We start from the raw sequence: 16,477 nt of genomic DNA on the forward strand, positions 1-16,477 counted from the left end.
CTATGATCCTATCCACATTTGACCCTATCTTTATATCGTTGCACTGACGGGCGCAGGCTCGCCACGCCGCTCCATGATCTTGTTGACTGCCCGTACATAGGCAATGGCGCTTGCTTCCAGCACATCTGTACTCACACCGCGTCCCGTTACAATCAGATCGCCCTGTTGAAGGCGTACAAACACTTCACCCAACGCATCTTGCCCGTGAGTAACAGAAAGGATTTTGTAATCGACGAGGGAGACTTCTTCTCCGGTAGCGCGGTCAATCGCTTTGTAGATAGAATCAACCGATCCATTTCCACATGCGGCTTCTTCGCATACCGATCCGTCGGCACGAACCAGTCGTACACTCGCTGTCGGAACAGAAATGTTGCCATAAGCGAGCTGTACGGATTCCAGCTGGAACGCTTCAGGTCCGCGAACCATCTTGGAGTCGACCAATGCGAGGATGTCGTCATCGGTGATTTCTTTCTTTTTGTCGCACAATACTTTGAACGCTGCAAACGCTGCGTTTACCTCTTCTTGCTCCAGGTGATAGCCCAGATCAACCAGCTTTTCTTTGAATGCATGGCGCCCAGAGTGCTTGCCGAGAACCAGTTTGTTTGACTTGAAGCCGACCGATTCCGGACGGATGATTTCGTACGTAGTGACTTCTTTTAACACACCATCCTGGTGAATACCGGATTCGTGCGCAAAAGCATTTGCACCCACGACCGCTTTATTTCCTGGCACGATCATCCCAGTCAAACGGCTCACCAGCTGGCTGGTCCGTGCGATTTCTTTCAAATTCAGCTTGGTCGTCGCCTGGTAGTAATCCTTGCGGGTCTCCAATGCAAGAGCCACTTCTTCCAGAGCTGCATTTCCAGCACGCTCTCCGATTCCATTGATGGTGCCCTCCACTTGCGTAGCTCCACCCTCGACAGCAGCGAGACTGTTGGCGACTGCCATCCCGAGGTCATCGTGGCAATGGCAGCTCAGACGAATCAGATCAGTAGAAGGCACGCGTTTTTTCAGTTCACGGAAAATGTTTCCGTATTGATACGGCGTCATGTAGCCAACCGTATCTGGAATATTTACCGTGGTAGCCCCTGCCTTGATTACCGCCTCTACAACCTCTGCCAAAAAGTCGATCTCGGTACGCGCTGCATCCTCTGCGGAAAACTGAACTTCCGTAAAGTACTTTTTCGCATAGGTAACCGCCTCCACCGCCCGAGCAAGGACTTCTTCCTTGCTCATGTTCAGCTTGAACTGACGGTGAATCGGAGATGTTGCGAGAAAGACGTGGAGGGAAGCGTTTTGTGCGTTGCGAAGCGCTTCGTATGCCTTATCCATGTCGTCTTTTACGGCGCGAGCCAGACTGACGACGGTTGCATTCTTCACCCGTTTTGCAACTTCGGCCACAGACTTTTGGTCACCAGGGGAGGCAGCAGCGAAGCCCGCCTCAATTTTGTTTACGCCCAGCTTCTCGAGTTGAAGGGCGATCTCCACCTTTTCGTTCGTGCTAATATTGACGCCCGGAGACTGCTCCCCATCGCGCAGTGTCGTATCAAAAATCTCAATGGTCCGCATGAACTTTTCACCTCCACATTTTTCCCTACATTATATATAGATTTTTTACACGGCAATTATTGGCCGATTTTCGCTTCTTCTTTTTTCGTATCTTTGTTGATCCAAGACATCATGCCGCGCAGCTGCTCCCCTACTACCTCGATACCATGCTCGGATTCCAGGCGGCGACGGGAAGTGAAGCCAGGACGGTTTGCTTGGTTTTCCAAGATCCAATTGCGAGCGAATGTACCGTCTTGGATTTCTGCCAGTACTTTTTTCATTTCTTTGCGTGTTTCATCTGTGATGATGCGACGACCTGTGCTGTAGTCACCGTACTCAGCTGTGTCACTGATGGAGTAGCGCATACGAGCCAAGCCACCCTCGTACATCAGGTCAACGATCAGCTTCAGTTCATGCAAGCACTCGAAGTACGCGATCTCAGGAGCATAACCTGCTTCCACCAATGTATCGAAGCCTGCTTTTACCAGCTCGCTTGCGCCACCGCACAATACTGCTTGCTCACCGAACAGGTCTGTTTCTGTCTCTTCACGGAAAGATGTTTCGATTACGCCAGCTTTTGTGCAACCGATACCGCTGGAGTATGCGAGTGCGAGATCTTTCGCGTTGCCAGTTGCATCTTGGTAGATCGCGATCAAACCAGGTACGCCGAAGCCTTCTTGGTATACGCGACGAACCAGGTGGCCTGGGCTTTTTGGCGCTGCCATGATTACGTCTACATCAGCTGGTGGCACGATTTGCGCATAGTGGATGTTGAATCCGTGAGAGAAGCACAGTGCAGCGCCGGATTTCAGGTTTGGCGCGATCTCGTCGCGGTATACTTGTGCTTGACGTTCATCTGGCATCAGGATTTGAACCACGTCAGCGCGTTTGGTTGCTTCTGCTACAGTCAAAACTTCAAAACCGTCTTTCGCTGCAACATCCCAAGATTTCCCTGGGCGCAGACCCACAACTACTTTATAGCCGCTGTCGCGCAGGTTTTGTGCTTGTGCATGACCTTGGCTACCGTAGCCGATGATTGCGATTGTTTTCCCACGCAGTACCTCTTGTTTTACGTCCGCTTCATAGTACATTTTTACCATTTGTATAGCCTCCCTAAAAATGTTTAGTTTGAATTTTTATTCTGAAATTTTGCAATTTAAACCGTTGCAGCGGCTGTTGCTGGAACAATACTGCGCGCCATCGCTACTGAACCTGTTCTTGTCAGTTCAATAACGCCGTAGCTTTGTAATAGAACGAGCAGCGCATCAATCTTTTCGGTGTCACCCGTTACTTGCACGATCAGTGAGCTAGGGCCCACATCGACGATCGCGGCACGGAACGGCTCGACAATTCCATTTAACTCTGCCAGCTGGCTGGGCGATGCCGTCACTTTAATCAGTGCCAGTTCCCGTGAAACAAAAGGGTTCTCGCTGAGATTCGTGACGGAGATGACATCGATCAGCTTGTGCAATTGCTTCATGAGCTGATTGATTTGGCGGTCATCTCCCCCGGTTGAAATGATCATCCGGGACAGGCCCTGTTCTTCCGTGCCTCCCACCGTAATGCTGTCGATGTTGAAGCCGCGTTGGCCGAACAGTGTGGCCACTCTGGTCAAAACGCCTGGCTGGTCGTTGACGAGTACGGAAATGGTATGTTGCTGCATCCTAATCGTCCCCCAATTCCATCTGATCTAATGTGTCGCCTGATGCAACCATCGGATATACGTTTTCTTCCTGTGCTACTCGGAAGTCCACCACGACTGGTCCATCATGCGCAAGCGCCTCTGCCCAAACTGCTTCGGCTTCCTCCGGCGTGCTTGCTCGCAAGCCTTTTACGCCATATGCTTCCGCCAGCTTGACAAAATCTGGGCTGCACGTCAGATCGATTTGGCTATAGCGATTATCGTAGAAGAGCTCCTGCCATTGACGAACCATTCCCAAGCACTGGTTGTTCACAATCGCTACTTTAACCGGAATGTTGTATTGGGAGACGATTGCCAGCTCTTGGTTGGTCATCTGGAATCCGCCATCCCCAACGACAGAGATTACCGTGCGATCCGGGTGAGCGATCTGTGCGCCAATTGCTGCCGGGAAGCCGAAGCCCATCGTGCCGAGACCACCGGAAGAGATAAAGGAACGCGGGTGCTTGAACTTATAGTATTGAGCTGTCCACATCTGGTGTTGTCCAACATCTGTTGTGACAATCGCTTCCCCATCTGTGGAGTTGTACAAGAGTTCAATGACGGCTTGTGGCTTCAATACGTCGCCATCTTTTTTGTACTTGTACGGATATTGTTTTTGCCACTCTTTCAACTGGCTGATCCACGCTTCCGAATCACAAGCTTTTGCGAGCGGAATCGCTTTTGCCAGCGTGCTCTTTACGTCGCCCGCTACTGTTACGGCTGTGTCTACGTTTTTCCCCAGCTCTGCCGGATCGATGTCGACATGTACGATGCGGGCTTTTGGTGCGAACTCCTTGGTGCGTCCCATCGTGATCCGGTCATCAAAGCGTGCTCCCAGACCAATCACACAATCCGCATTTAAGAGCGCTTGGTTCGCTGTGTAATTTCCGTGCATCCCTGGCATTGCCAGCGACAACTCGTGTGTTCCAGGGAAACCGCCCAATCCCATGAAGGTGTTGATCACCGGAATGCGTGTTTTTTCTGCAAAGTCGCGCAATTCTTTCTCTGCTTGAGCTGCAATGATTCCCCCGCCCGCCAATATGACTGGACGCTTCGCTTCGCCAACTGCTTTTACAAACTCTTGTACTTCTTCGTCGCTTGGTACGAGTGAAGCGCGGTAGCCGCGAATCTCCACTTTATCCGGGTAGGTAAATGGTGCCTTTGCATTGGCGACGTCTTTGGGAATGTCGATCAATACTGGGCCCGGACGACCGGTCGTCGCGATGTGGAAAGCTTCCTTCACAATCCGCGGGAGATCGCGAATATCGCGGACAAAGTAGCTGTGCTTCGTAATCGGGATGGTAATTCCCGTAATGTTTGCCTCTTGGAACGCGTCGGTACCAATCAGCGACTGTGCCACGTTACCCGTGATGCAGACCAGCGGAACCGAGTCCATCTGAGCGGTTGCAATCCCCGTTACGAGGTTCGTTGCTCCCGGACCGGAAGTAGCGATACATACACCCGGTTTGCCTGTTGCTCGGGCATATCCGTCAGCAGCATGGATAGCGCCTTGCTCGTGGCGAGTCAAAATGTGCTTGAAGTAGCTCCCGTACAGGGAGTCATAAATAGGGAGCACCGCACCGCCTGGATAGCCGAAAATGTATTCGACCTGCTCCAGGATCAAACAGCGCAGCAGCGTTTCTGCTCCTGTCACTTCTTCCCCGAACTGAATCGGTGGAATGCCGTTCTTTTTCTGCAATTCGGCCATTTCAACACTCATTAACCTCTCCTCCTCCCAATTCTCAACAGGTATTGAAAATAACTATAGACACATAGAAAAACCCTTTCGCCCCGACACGGTTTTATTTCCATGTCTTTTGGGGCGAAAGGGTTCGCGGTACCACCCAACTTTATCGGCGCCTCACGGTCAGCCGATCTCAGCCAGTCACAGCAAATGTGGACTGTAACACGTTAACGGGTGTTAAGCGGTTTGGCCTACTACCTGCAAAGCAAGTTTCAGCTAAACGGCTCGGAGGTGAGCAATGCGGCGTACCCTATACCCGTTTCTCAGCATCAGGGCTCTCTGTAAAAGGGGTAACGCGCACCATCCTCGTCATGGCCTACTATTTAAACAATATTTTCAATATTGTTGTTGTCAGAATAAAGTGTTACGTCTGATTATAGCTAGGCACCTAGGGGGTGTCAACGAAAACAAAAAGATTTTACTGGACTTTCGTCCGAACGAATGCTCAGTAAGAAATGGCTATACGGCGCGGTTTTTGCTTGAAAGCGGATACAACAAAACGGTCAAAACCGTTTTGTTGACCGCAAGCGGTCGCTATACTTTTATGAAAAACGTCGAGACGTTTTTCACTGAAAACTTGAAAACCTGTCCAGTTTTTGCAACGGAAAAAGAACGGCATTGCCGTCCCTCTCCTCCTTTTCGGTTCCGTTTTATTGCGGGGATTTCAATCCCTCTATCAAAATCGTTGCGACTTCCGGACGAGTAAATTCCGGAGGTGGCGTGATCCCGTTTCTCAACATTTCCCTCACTTTTGTTCCCGATAAGGTCAGATGAGAGTCTTTGTCATGCGGGCACGTCTTGGTCGTTGCCATACCTTGGCATGCCGTGCAGTAAAAGCTGTGCTCAAAAAAGAGCAGCTGGATACCGAGCTCGCCTGGCGCAAACTCGGAAAAGATGTGCTGAGCATCATACGTCCCGTAGTAATCGCCTACCCCTGCGTGATCGCGGCCGACGATAAAGTGTGTACAACCGTAATTTTTTCGTACCAATGCGTGGAAGACCGCCTCTCGCGGACCTGCATATCGCATGGCAGCCGGAAAAGCGCCGAGCAGTACACGGTTGTGCGGATAGTAATTTTCCAAAAGGGCGAGATAGCTTTTCATTCGTACTTGTGCAGGAACATCGTCTGACTTCGTTTCCCCCATCAGTGGGTTGAGAAAAAGGCCATCAACAATCTCCAATGCCGCCTTTTGAATATATTCATGCGCCCGGTGAACGGGATTGCGCGTTTGAAAACCAACCACCGTTTTCCAGCCATTTTTTCGAAATCGTTCTCTCGTTTCAGCCGGCGTCAAATAAAAATCAGAGAAGCGCTCAGGCCGTGGCTTTTGCAGTACTTCTATGGGACCACCCACGTATAGGTTTGGCTTTTCAAACAGTTTTTTCACACCAGGGTGAGCGAGATCCACCGTACGAAAAACGAGCTCTGCCTCACGCATTTTATCTGGCACATAGCAGCTATTCACCCGCAAAATCGCATAATCCACTCCATCTTCCCCACGTAGCAGAATACTGTCGCCAGGCACAAGATCATCGTGCTCATCTGCATCGACAGCCAATGTCACTGGCAACGGCCACACCGTTCCATTGGCTAGACGCATCGTTTCCACGACAGTGTGGTAATCCGCCTCTTCCATAAATCCAGCCAACGGCGAAAATGCCCCGATAGCAAGACATTCGATGTCCGACAGGGTCCATTTGTCCACGATAATGGCTTTTTTGATCCCGTGCGGCAAGATCGTTTGTTTCACGTCTTTCCCTCCTGCGCTGTTCATTTGTGCAGACCGCATTCTGTCTTTTCGAAGCCAGCCCACCGTCCCGACCGAGAATCTTGGCCAGGCATGACAGCGCGCGTGCATACTCGACAGCCAATGCTTGGATAGTTCCGGTCGTGTAATGGATTGTAAGGGACATCATGCGCATGGATATATTCCCACACCTGGGCCTCCGTCCAATCTGCTAGCGGATTGAATTTAACCAGGTTGAATTTTTCGTCCCACTCCACTTTTTTGGTATTCGCTCGGGTAGGTGATTGCTCGCGGCGAATACCTGTAATCCACGCCTGATAGTTGGACAGGACGCGCTTTAACGGCTCTACCTTCCGAATCTCGCAGCAAAGATTCGGTTCTCTCTCCCACAGTTTTTCTCCGTGTTTTTCTGCCTGCTCGGTTAGCGTCAACTGTGGCTGCACTTGAATAAATGTTGTGCTGTATCTGGCTTGCAGCTTGTCACGCGTATCATACGTTTCAGCAAAATGAATGTTGGTATCGAGGTAAAATACAGGAATCGTGGGAGCCAATTTGTGCAGCATGTCAATTAAAACGACATCTTCAGCGCCAAAGCTGGCAGCTAGGATCAGACTAGCTGCATAGTTTTCCACGGCGTTCACAAGCACGTCCTGCGGCGCGTGAGCTTCCAGTCGGCTTGCCCATTCCTGTATTTCCTCATCCGCCATTTTCTGGCGATTGCTCATCAGCGAAACTCCTCTCTTGCTAGGATTCACCCACCATCATATGCCTAGTGACTGGAAGTGGCGCATCGTCCACCCATATCCAACTCGCCCAATCCAAACCGTCATGACCGTTTGGTTGACCGCAAGCGGTCGTATCCACTTTTTTGAATAACGTCGAGATGTTTCGATCCCCCGATGTGAGGGGACGTTTTTCACAGAAAAAAAGCCGCCAGACATGGTCTGACAGCTTTCTGCTGCGTTATTTTTCATCTTTTTCGTTTACAGCCGGGGCGAAAATAAACGAAGGACCGATTTGTTGTGTCTTTTTGGTATCGGTTACTTTAACGGTTTGAACGGTTGGTATCGCATATGAACCAGGGCTTACGAAGGAAGGCGGCACCGAGTAAGAATCATCCTTGTCTTTCGCAAACGCTCCTGGCACAAACAACGCTGAACAAACTACTGCTGTTACACCCATTATCATCCATTTTTTTCTCATCTATGTCTCTCTCCCTATCCAATGTTTTCCTGTAACGCTTTTTATTGTATGGCATTGGGGAGTCTGCTTGACACGGACGAAAGATTGTTTTTTTCTCAGACTTGAGGTTTACATCCACTTCGTACCAAAGAAAAAGCATCCTGTACGGATGCTTGAAGCCCATTAGTTTTCTTCTTTTTCGTTTACAATTGGAGTAAAAGTAAATGCACTTCCTGCTGTTTGCGTGCCTGCTACCGCATCTGTTTTCTGTACTACTGGAGCCGAGTGCGGACCAGGGGCGAAGATAGAAGGCGTCACGGAATATGAGTCATCTTTGTCTTTGGCAAACGCCCCTGGCACGAACATCGCTGAACAAACAACTGCTGTAATTCCCATCATCATCCACTTTTGTTTTCTCATTTTGATCTCTCTCCCTATCCAATGTTTTCCTCTTATGGCTTTATTTTAAGGGATCAGCCATGTTGTCTAACACGGACGGGAGGTTGTTTTCTCCTCAGACCTGGGGCGGATTCTGCTTTAGGACCAGAGCCTAGTTCTACAGCGAATTAGCAGTTCTATTTTCCTCTTTTTCAAAATGACAGAAAGCATTTATACAAAATATGGTATGATTTTGAATTGTGCTGATTTTCATTTGACAGGAGGTAACCGCATGTCCAAGCTCAGAGGGGTATTGCTTTCTGGATTGTTGCTCATTCCGATTCTATCGGGCTGTAGCCAGGAAGCCAAGCCCGTTGAAGCCGAGTCCGGGCAAACCCAGAACCAGCCGTCAACACAGACTACCACTGCTCCTGAACCGACGGCAGAAACGAAAGCAAAGGAAGAAACAAAACCAGAGGGTGAAGCTGTAAACTTCGAAGTCGTTGGCCAGCCATCTAGCGACGCTCCAGCAGACCAAGGAGATCCAAAAGCCACTCTTGGAGGGGAACTCACCATCAACTCCAAGACATTGACGATCAAAGGATCATCCAACTTGCTCCCCGGTGCAAAAGTAAAAGCAAATGTAACCGCAAAAGGCTATAACATGTGGGGTTATAACGATGAGACGGAGGTTAACTCCGATGGAAGCTTTGAACTGGAGGTAAAAAAGCCAGACGTGAAGGCACAGATGGAAGTCGAATTGTCCTTCACCTCCGATCAGCAAAGCGATCGAATCCAAGAAGCCTATGGTAAAACCGGCGAAAAGCTAACCGGTGATTACGTGTACCAATACCTCGATTCTGACAAGTTGAAATACAAAGTGGCGACCTTTGCCTATGTCGACCCGAAAGCTCAGACAAATACGAAGGTGCCATTCGAAACACCTGTATGGGATAAACCATCTGATTATGGTCAACCTGCTATTTGGATCAAGCCGAGCATAACCAAAAACGGGAAATCCCTAACCGTAGCGGCAAAAAGCAATTTCCTGGAAGGGACTAAGATAAGTGGTGGTCTCGATATCCCTAACCATGTCCATTATGGCTATACAGATCAGACGGAAGTAAAACCGGATGGATCTTTTTCCCTGCAAATCCCCCAGCCTGACAAAGTTAAGCAATATTACGTCCTCATTCAATTCATACCAGACGAAAATATGTGGCCAACTGTAAAAGATGCCTATGGGGAAAAAGGTGAAAAATTAAAAGGCGAGTTCATCAAAATCAAAGACTCAGACAAAAAAACAGTCAACATGGTTGAAATGAAAATCAAAGTGGATCTATAGGCATGAAAAAAAGCACCCGTTGTGGATGCTTTCGCGGTCGAATTCGTTCGATCGCCTTTTTTTCTTACACATCGATCGTTGTTCTTGTATGCTTATACAGCTCTTCAATCGTCTGCCCTTTTGCTCGGGCAAGTACCTCCATGCGCACACTTAGTTGCTTTTTCGCAAACTGCTGCAAATCAGCGACCTTCACTCCGAATGCACTCACTCCTTGTGGGTCATCCATCCAGTCGTAAAGATGACTAGCCATTGGAGCCAGCTCATCCATCTTTTTGGCAATGACATCGTAAATATGGGGATGCTCACAGATCAATCGCTGCAACAGGAATGTTCCGTAGCTGATATGCCGCGATTCGTCTGTCTTTAAATACCCGATTCCTTGCATTAAACCGGGCATGAGCCCTGTTTTGCTGAGTGCTTCGTAAAACGCATAGTAGCCTGTCTCTGCGAGCACGCCTTCCACAAACATGTTGTAGACAGTAGAAGCTTCTGCGATGGCTTCAGGGGATTTATCCGTCAGCAGACGATTGAGTGCATTTGGCAAGATCTCATGGAAAATTCGTTTGTACACATCATCGTGAAAATGATGCAAGTCTCCTGACTCGCCGATATTATCGAGAACCAACCGAAAAAACTCCGTATGCTTGGCCTCTTCAAAGAGGAAGGTCGTCAAATACATTTCTTCCTCCAATCGCCCTTCCTCTGCTATGACCATGATCAAAGGCAAAAGATCGAGGGTGACAGCTTCTTCCCCACCAAGAAAACCAGCAATCCGCCCCAAAGTTTCTTCCTTCTGCTCCGGATTCATCTTCGCGTAATCTTCACGGTCTTGCGTAAAATCAATGTCCTGCGGGTTCCAAATGCCGTATCTCTTCGCTTTTTGATACAATTGGTACGGCAGCAGCTCCTGATTCAATCCTTTTTGGCTGGTCGAAACAAAACCATTCCTCATCCCCATCCAACCTTTCTTTTTTCTCATACGCCTTCTATTCCGAACGAATGAAAGAAGTCACGAAATTGTTAATTTATCCCATTTCCATTCTTTACGCTCCGATCAGCGGTTTGATAAAATGAAGGCGCTGTAGGTTGATTATAGGTCAGGCTGAACGATCGTTCATATCCCCAAAAATCAGGGGGTGTTCATCACGCAAATGGAGGTGGCAATCACTCCATGGTCAGTCCAGAGCTGAACATGTACATTGATCGAATCGAAGAAACGACATTTTACGAGGAGAAACTGGTGCTTGCTGTACGCGGCTTCGTGGATCTCTTTCCTTTTATGGGAGCCATTCTGTGCAATTACTCGACGCTCAGTCAAATGGGTGAGGGACTATGGTCGATCCTTGACCAAGAGTTATGCTCTATCCGCGATATACGGGTGGACATGCGCAATATGCCCCTCATCCAGCATGCGATCCGTGAACAGAGAGCCGTCCTGCTAGATTCTGAGGCGATTCGTCAGTTCCCGCCCGATTTAGTGTACGGCGCCCCTTATGCGCTCATTCTCCCCATCAGCTATGGGCCTAACGTACTCGGCTACGCTGGTATTTCCTGGCATCAGGATGGCTGTTCCGGCATCAACCATCAATTGGTACAATCCTTAAGCGCATACTGTTCGATGCTGGGCAAAGTATTGGCAACTGACTCCCTTCGCCCTAAAACTGTCAAGCTCTCACGCCGAGAAGTCGAAGTCATGCAGCGGATGTCATGGGGCGAAAGCGTTAAGGAGATGGCGGACTGGATGGGAATCAGTGAGTTTACCGTGCAGGATTACATCAAGTCCGCCCTAAAAAAGCTCGGTGTGCAAAATCGCGCACAAGGTGTGGCGGACGCCATAAGACAGCGAATCATTTGTTGAGTAGAAAAGGAAAAAAACAACCGAATGTGATTTCGGTTGTTTTTCTTTGGCTCGTAATCGAAAACTCGACAGTACGTCATTGAATTCAAGAGCATGGCACTGCTGACTGCTACCCCACGTCTGACGAAAATGGATTGGTAATCACAACAAAAAAGCCGACCTCACCCTCAATCGGGAAGATCGGCTCTTCTATTCAAAAATTACGCGTTCAGTTTGCCTTTAGCAACTGTTGCCAGTTCGTTGAACGCAGCTTTGTCGTTAACAGCCAAGTCAGCCAGCATTTTGCGGTTAACTTCGATGCCAGCAACTTTCAGGCCGTGCATCAAACGGCTGTAGGACAGACCGTTCATGCGAGCTTGCGCGTTGATACGAGTGATCCACAGTTTGCGGAAATCACGTTTCTTTTGACGACGGTCACGGTATGCATACAGCAGGGATTTCATTACCTGCGCATTAGCGGATTTAAACAGGCGATGTTTGGAACCGAAGTATCCTTTCGCCAGCTTCAGGATTTTCTTATGACGACGGCGTGTAACAATGCCACCTTTTACTCTTGGCATACTAAACTCCTCCTGGTCTTTCCAGCATGGCGGCCTACTGCTAGGCGCTTAGGGAGCTCATGCTGCGTAATGGTGTGTAATAAAGAAAAACTTACAGGTAAGTGAGCATTTGCTCAATACGTTTTTGATCGCCTTTGGAAACGAGTGCAGCTTTGCGCAGGTGGCGCTTAGCTTTCGTCGATTTGTTAGCGAACAAGTGGCTACCAAACGCACGGTCGCGCTTCAATTGGCCGCTTCCAGTCTTTTTGAAACGTTTCGCAGCAGCCTTGTTGGTTTTCATTTTAGGCATCTGAAAAATCCTCCTGTCTAAACTACTATCTTACTTTTCCGCTTTCGGAGCCAGAATCATGATCATGCTGCGGCCCTCGATCTTCGGCTTGCGCTCAGGCGTAGCGAGATCTTCACACTGGGCAGCTACACGTTCCATAACGCCTAGTCCAATTTCGGAGTGGGTGATTTCACGTCCACGGAAACGGATCGTACACTTCACCTTGTGTTGATCCTCCAAGAACTTGCGGACGTTGCGAAGCTTTGTTTGAAAATCGTGTTCCTCGATGTTAGAAGAAAAACGCACTTCTTTCAGCTCGATGATCTTCTGGTTTTTACGCGCTTCTTTTTCCTTTTTCGCCTGCTCGTATTTGAACTTTCCATAGTCCATGATACGGCATACAGGCGGCTTGGCTGTAGGAGCAACGTTTACCAGATCCAATTCAGCTTCCTGGGCAATGCGCAACGCTTCCCTAAAAGGTACGACTCCCAATTGGCTCCCGTCTGCACCGATTAATCGGACTTCACGGGCACGGATCGCTTCGTTAATTAACATTTGATCCTTGCTAATACTTGCCACCCCCGTCAATTTCGAGAAGGAACAAAAATGTGCGAACGCAATCTGCGCCCGCACATATCTCACCTAAGCAATTTCATCAGATCCGAGGATCTTTGCGTAAGAGTTACCTGTCAACAGTCGTATACGACGTCGACCCAGGTGAGAAGCTGGGCGCCTCTGCTTGTTCTCGAAGTATGAAGTGTTTATACACGCAATTTATATTACTAGGTAGCTTGGGTTTTGTCAAGGCTAATACCTAATTATCCCCCGATATGGGACATTTCGACCTTTTCACGCTTGGCGAGACCAGGTGTTTCACTTAGGCGTTCCTCCGAGTAGCGCACGTCACGCCGCTCCCAAATCGCACGTATCAGCTCGCGAATCTCTTCATCCGTGCGTCCATCGCGGACTGGTTCGCGCAAATCATCTCCGGATGAAGCAAAGAGACAGTTGTACAATTTTCCTTCTGCCGACAGACGAGCTCGCGTACAAGTGGAGCAAAAAGCTTGGGTCACCGATGAGATCAACCCGATCTCCTGGTTCGATCCCTCATAGCGATAACGAGAAGCCACCTCTCCATAGTAGTTCGCTTCAGTCGCTACCAACGGCATCTCTTCATGGATCATGCGCACAATTTCACGGGAAGGTACGACTTGATCCAGTCGCCAGCCGTTACTGTTTCCCACGTCCATGAATTCAATAAATCGAAGGGTGTGCCCTTGCTCACGGAAGTACCGTGCCATCGGTAAAATATCTTGATCATTGACTCCTCGCTGTACCACCATGTTGATCTTGATCGATAGCCCGGCATCTGCTGCAACACGAATCCCTTCCAGCACGGCATCGACCTGATAGCCTCTTCCATTCAACATCCCAAAGCGCTCATTATCCAAGCTGTCCAGGCTGACCGTGACCCGATCCAGACCCGCTTCTTTTAGTGCTTGCGCATGGCGGGTCAAGAGAGAACCGTTGGTCGTCATCGCAATATCTTGAACACCTTCCACTCCACGTATCATTCGAATCAATTCAGGCAAATTTCTGCGCATTAATGGCTCTCCGCCGGTAATGCGGATTTTCCCGACCCCAAGCGAAGTAAAGATCTGGGTCAAACGGGTAATCTCCTCAAAGGTCAGCAACTTGCTTTGCGGCAAAAACTCAAAATCCGGTCCAAAAATTTCGGCAGGCATGCAATAACGACAACGAAAATTACATTTATCAGTGACAGATATTCGTAAATCTCGGAGAGGACGGTTCCGTAAATCAAGCACTTTTTCTGGCATAGATGTTCACTCTCCTTTTATCTATAGGACGACTTTTTTCCCTTATCTTTATAATATCGCATTTCGACTTAGTACCAGTCTATTATCATAAATCGAAATAGCCAAATTTTCAAACGCAAACAGCACATTGTTCATAAATGGGACCACTTTACAAAAAAAAGAGTACGAATTCCTCCCTACATTCGTACTCTTTCCGTTATGCATTCTTATATCTTAAATGTACTGATCATTCTTTCCAGTTCGCGAGCCATCTGATTCAAAGATTCGAATGAAACAGCAAACTCTTCCATAGTAGCCAATTGTCCTTTGGAGGAAGCAGCCAGATTTTCAGCATTGTGCGCTGAAATCCTTGCAATTTGGGCAGTCTCGTCCACTGATGCTGCTACTTGTTCCGATCCAGCGGACATCTGTTCAGAGACAGCAGATACCTCCTGAATTTGATCGGTTATCTGTCGAATTTCTTGTAAGATGCGTTGGAAGGCCTCTCCTGACTCCAGTACAGTAGACAATCCATCCTGAACATCTTGATTGACTGAATCCATCGAGTTGACCGCTATGGTCGTATCTGTTTGGATCTCCTGAATGAGGTTGGCGATTTGCCGTGCAGACTCATCAGATTGTTCAGCGAGTTTTCTCACTTCATCTGCTACGACAGCAAAACCTCGTCCATGCTCTCCCGCACGGGCAGCTTCGATGGCTGCATTGAGAGCAAGCAGATTCGTTTGGGAAGCAATTCCCGTAATCACGTCAATAATTTGCACAATTTCTTTGGATCGCTCACCCAATTGCTTGACTACGGATACGGAATGTTCCACAGAGACACGGATGGAGTCCATTTGCTGGATCGCTTTTTGGATGGACTGGTTACCTAGCTGCGCTTCATCCGTCGTACATGTAGATGCTTCCGAGATGATGGAGGTTGTCTCCGCCACGCGTTGGATGCCAATCGACATTTCTTCCATTGCTCTTGCGGATTCTTCCGTACCTCTGAGCTGATTTTGCGCCCCGCTCGCTACTTCCTGTATGGTAGTAGATATTTTGTTCGCAGTATCTACATTGTCCGTCAAGCGAACCGATATGTTATCTGACGAAGTAGAGAGGGTGTTAACCGCTTTTTGGACTTCGCGAATGAGTCCTTGGATGGATACTTGCATCACCTGAATGCTCTGACCAAGCATGCCGATTTCGTCTTTTCTTTCCAAAAGGTTTTTGGGCAATTCCCCGGTAAAGTCACCACGTCCGATCTGCGCAATCTGATCAACGATGGCAAGCAATGGCTTGGTGAATTTGTGCGAGAAAAGGACGGAAGCGACAGCCGCCAGTAAGGCAAAGAAAATGCTTAATGCCCCGATGATGAAACCGATTTGATTGGCTTCAGCAGAGAGCTCCGCTTTTTCAATAAACGAAATATATTTCCACCCAGTTTTGTCTGAAGTAAAGACGTTGGCCAAATACTCGGTATCGTTCATTGTGACCGCAAAGCTGCTGGAGGTATTCTCTGCGATAGCGGCCAATTCAGGAATTTGCGTATCTTTCAGTTTTTTCGAATTGAGCTCGGGGTTTTTGGGATTAGCCAAAATCGTCCCGTCTTTGCCAACCAGCATGAGATAACCCGTTTTCCCGATCTTAATTTCTTTCAGAATATCGGTCAGCCCTTTTAAATTCACATCCAGTCCAACAACGCCCAGTGGTTCACCCTTGTCATCCTTTAGCATCGTCACGTTACTGATCACGATACTGTTGTCGCCTAAATAAAGATAAGGATCTGTCGTGATCACTTTGCCGGGATTCTCAATTGGTGTTTTGTACCAATCCCTCGTACGCGGATCGTAATTCGGAATGACATCATCTGTCGGCCACTGTATGTATCCTCCGTATTTCGTCGCCAAATAAATAAATGCAGTATTCGGATGAGAATCGACAAATCGCAGGAAATCTTGAAAAATAGCAGCTTCTACCCCACCATTTTGCAGTGGCGTATGCTTGGATTTGGTTGGCTTGTCCATATACGTCGTAATGGTGTTATCTGCACTTTTTAGTAAGGGACTGCCTGCTATCAGGTTTACGTTTTCACGAATCGAGTCGAAGTACAAGTTAATCGCATTGTCTACTTGAGCCACTTCTTTTGTCGTGGATTCAATAAAATAGGTCTGGATTCGCTCTTCCATTTTGACATAAACAAATGAGCTAATCACTCCAATCGGGATTAAAATAATGGCAAGAAATGCTGCTATCAGTCTTTGCTTGATGCTTACCCGCATACGTATCCCCCGCAGTTCTTCTTGATGTCCATATGTACAATTACCCTACATCCTTTTCCCGTTCTT

Annotated in this window: 16 protein-coding genes; 2 read left to right on the forward strand and 14 right to left on the reverse strand. The window is 48.4% G+C overall.

Features of this window, described 5'->3' with window-relative positions:
- Window positions 1–30 precede the first annotated feature (30 nt).
- The 8 genes from FB479_RS06990 to FB479_RS07025 all read right to left on the reverse strand — a co-directional run bounded on the left by FB479_RS06990 (window position 31) and on the right by FB479_RS07025 (window position 8,323).
- A complete protein-coding gene (locus tag FB479_RS06990) occupies window positions 31–1,569 on the reverse strand; it encodes a 2-isopropylmalate synthase (protein ID WP_142063608.1) in 1,539 nt (512 codons plus the stop codon).
- Window positions 1,570–1,625: 56 nt separating this feature from the next.
- A complete protein-coding gene (ilvC, locus tag FB479_RS06995) occupies window positions 1,626–2,648 on the reverse strand; it encodes a ketol-acid reductoisomerase (protein WP_007728552.1) in 1,023 nt (340 codons plus the stop codon).
- Window positions 2,649–2,704: 56 nt separating this feature from the next.
- Window positions 2,705–3,211, reverse strand: coding sequence for an acetolactate synthase small subunit (gene ilvN / locus FB479_RS07000; RefSeq protein ID WP_016739051.1), 507 nt, complete (start codon window positions 3,209–3,211; stop codon window positions 2,705–2,707).
- Between the two features lies 1 nt (window position 3,212).
- Window positions 3,213–4,949, reverse strand: coding sequence for a biosynthetic-type acetolactate synthase large subunit (ilvB, locus tag FB479_RS07005; protein ID WP_142063611.1), 1,737 nt, complete (start codon window positions 4,947–4,949; stop codon window positions 3,213–3,215).
- A 674-nt stretch (window positions 4,950–5,623) separates the two neighbouring features.
- The gene (gene sat / locus FB479_RS07010) at window positions 5,624–6,763 is read right to left on the reverse strand and encodes a sulfate adenylyltransferase (protein ID WP_142063614.1); all 1,140 of its coding nucleotides are present in this window, start codon (window positions 6,761–6,763) and stop codon (window positions 5,624–5,626) included.
- Window positions 6,745–7,446 carry a phosphoadenylyl-sulfate reductase gene (locus tag FB479_RS07015; protein ID WP_142063617.1) on the reverse strand — a complete coding sequence of 234 codons (702 nt, stop codon included), beginning with the start codon at window positions 7,444–7,446 and terminating at the stop codon, window positions 6,745–6,747. Before FB479_RS07015 ends, sat begins: the two co-directional genes overlap by 19 nt.
- Before the next feature lie 238 nt (window positions 7,447–7,684).
- A complete protein-coding gene (locus FB479_RS07020) occupies window positions 7,685–7,924 on the reverse strand; it encodes a hypothetical protein (protein ID WP_106657523.1) in 240 nt (79 codons plus the stop codon).
- 162 nt (window positions 7,925–8,086) lie between these two features.
- A complete protein-coding gene (locus FB479_RS07025; RefSeq protein WP_106657522.1) occupies window positions 8,087–8,323 on the reverse strand; it encodes a hypothetical protein in 237 nt (78 codons plus the stop codon).
- A gap of 250 nt (window positions 8,324–8,573) precedes the next feature.
- Between FB479_RS07025 and FB479_RS07030 the strand changes: the two genes are divergently transcribed.
- A complete protein-coding gene (locus tag FB479_RS07030; protein ID WP_142063620.1) occupies window positions 8,574–9,626 on the forward strand; it encodes a hypothetical protein in 1,053 nt (350 codons plus the stop codon).
- Between the two features lie 64 nt (window positions 9,627–9,690).
- Here FB479_RS07030 and FB479_RS07035 read toward each other — a convergent pair whose 3' ends face one another.
- Window positions 9,691–10,605, reverse strand: coding sequence for a R2-like ligand-binding oxidase (locus FB479_RS07035; protein ID WP_255438307.1), 915 nt, complete (start codon window positions 10,603–10,605; stop codon window positions 9,691–9,693).
- Between the two features lie 192 nt (window positions 10,606–10,797).
- Here FB479_RS07035 and FB479_RS07040 point away from each other — a divergent pair, with 192 nt between their 5' ends.
- A complete protein-coding gene (locus FB479_RS07040) occupies window positions 10,798–11,484 on the forward strand; it encodes a helix-turn-helix transcriptional regulator (RefSeq protein WP_106657520.1) in 687 nt (228 codons plus the stop codon).
- Between the two features lie 200 nt (window positions 11,485–11,684).
- Here the strand turns inward: FB479_RS07040 and rplT are convergent, their stop codons facing one another.
- The 5 genes from rplT to FB479_RS07065 form a co-directional block, all read right to left on the reverse strand.
- Window positions 11,685–12,044: a 50S ribosomal protein L20 gene (gene rplT, locus FB479_RS07045; RefSeq protein WP_047070959.1), complete on the reverse strand. Its 360-nt coding sequence runs from the start codon at window positions 12,042–12,044 to the stop codon at window positions 11,685–11,687.
- Between the two features lie 91 nt (window positions 12,045–12,135).
- On the reverse strand, window positions 12,136–12,333 hold the full coding sequence (gene rpmI / locus FB479_RS07050; RefSeq protein WP_012685334.1) for a 50S ribosomal protein L35: 198 nt from the start codon (window positions 12,331–12,333) through the stop codon (window positions 12,136–12,138).
- A gap of 30 nt (window positions 12,334–12,363) precedes the next feature.
- On the reverse strand, window positions 12,364–12,867 hold the full coding sequence (gene infC / locus FB479_RS07055) for a translation initiation factor IF-3 (protein ID WP_035291699.1): 504 nt from the start codon (window positions 12,865–12,867) through the stop codon (window positions 12,364–12,366).
- 263 nt (window positions 12,868–13,130) lie between these two features.
- A complete protein-coding gene (gene moaA / locus FB479_RS07060) occupies window positions 13,131–14,150 on the reverse strand; it encodes a GTP 3',8-cyclase MoaA (RefSeq protein ID WP_106657519.1) in 1,020 nt (339 codons plus the stop codon).
- A gap of 206 nt (window positions 14,151–14,356) precedes the next feature.
- A complete protein-coding gene (locus tag FB479_RS07065) occupies window positions 14,357–16,411 on the reverse strand; it encodes a methyl-accepting chemotaxis protein (RefSeq protein ID WP_142063623.1) in 2,055 nt (684 codons plus the stop codon).
- Window positions 16,412–16,477: the final 66 nt, after the last annotated feature.

Origin of the sequence: Brevibacillus sp. AG162 (genome assembly GCF_006715575.1) — a bacterium.
GTDB classification, from domain to species: Bacteria; Bacillota; Bacilli; order Brevibacillales; family Brevibacillaceae; genus Brevibacillus; species Brevibacillus brevis.

Coding starts and splice junctions, on each gene's coding strand:
- FB479_RS06990 (WP_142063608.1), bottom strand. CDS start 1,569: ATGCGGACCATTGAGATTTTTGATACGACACTGCGCGATGGGGAGCAG.
- ilvC (WP_007728552.1), bottom strand. CDS start 2,648: ATGGTAAAAATGTACTATGAAGCGGACGTAAAACAAGAGGTACTGCGT.
- ilvN (WP_016739051.1), bottom strand. CDS start 3,211: ATGCAGCAACATACCATTTCCGTACTCGTCAACGACCAGCCAGGCGTT.
- ilvB (WP_142063611.1), bottom strand. CDS start 4,949: ATGAGTGTTGAAATGGCCGAATTGCAGAAAAAGAACGGCATTCCACCG.
- sat (WP_142063614.1), bottom strand. CDS start 6,763: ATGCGGTCTGCACAAATGAACAGCGCAGGAGGGAAAGACGTGAAACAA.
- FB479_RS07015 (WP_142063617.1), bottom strand. CDS start 7,446: ATGAGCAATCGCCAGAAAATGGCGGATGAGGAAATACAGGAATGGGCA.
- FB479_RS07020 (WP_106657523.1), bottom strand. CDS start 7,924: ATGAGAAAAAAATGGATGATAATGGGTGTAACAGCAGTAGTTTGTTCA.
- FB479_RS07025 (WP_106657522.1), bottom strand. CDS start 8,323: ATGAGAAAACAAAAGTGGATGATGATGGGAATTACAGCAGTTGTTTGT.
- FB479_RS07030 (WP_142063620.1), top strand. CDS start 8,574: ATGTCCAAGCTCAGAGGGGTATTGCTTTCTGGATTGTTGCTCATTCCG.
- FB479_RS07035 (WP_255438307.1), bottom strand. CDS start 10,605: ATGAGAAAAAAGAAAGGTTGGATGGGGATGAGGAATGGTTTTGTTTCG.
- FB479_RS07040 (WP_106657520.1), top strand. CDS start 10,798: ATGGTCAGTCCAGAGCTGAACATGTACATTGATCGAATCGAAGAAACG.
- rplT (WP_047070959.1), bottom strand. CDS start 12,044: ATGCCAAGAGTAAAAGGTGGCATTGTTACACGCCGTCGTCATAAGAAA.
- rpmI (WP_012685334.1), bottom strand. CDS start 12,333: ATGCCTAAAATGAAAACCAACAAGGCTGCTGCGAAACGTTTCAAAAAG.
- infC (WP_035291699.1), bottom strand. CDS start 12,867: ATGTTAATTAACGAAGCGATCCGTGCCCGTGAAGTCCGATTAATCGGT.
- moaA (WP_106657519.1), bottom strand. CDS start 14,150: ATGCCAGAAAAAGTGCTTGATTTACGGAACCGTCCTCTCCGAGATTTA.
- FB479_RS07065 (WP_142063623.1), bottom strand. CDS start 16,411: ATGCGGGTAAGCATCAAGCAAAGACTGATAGCAGCATTTCTTGCCATT.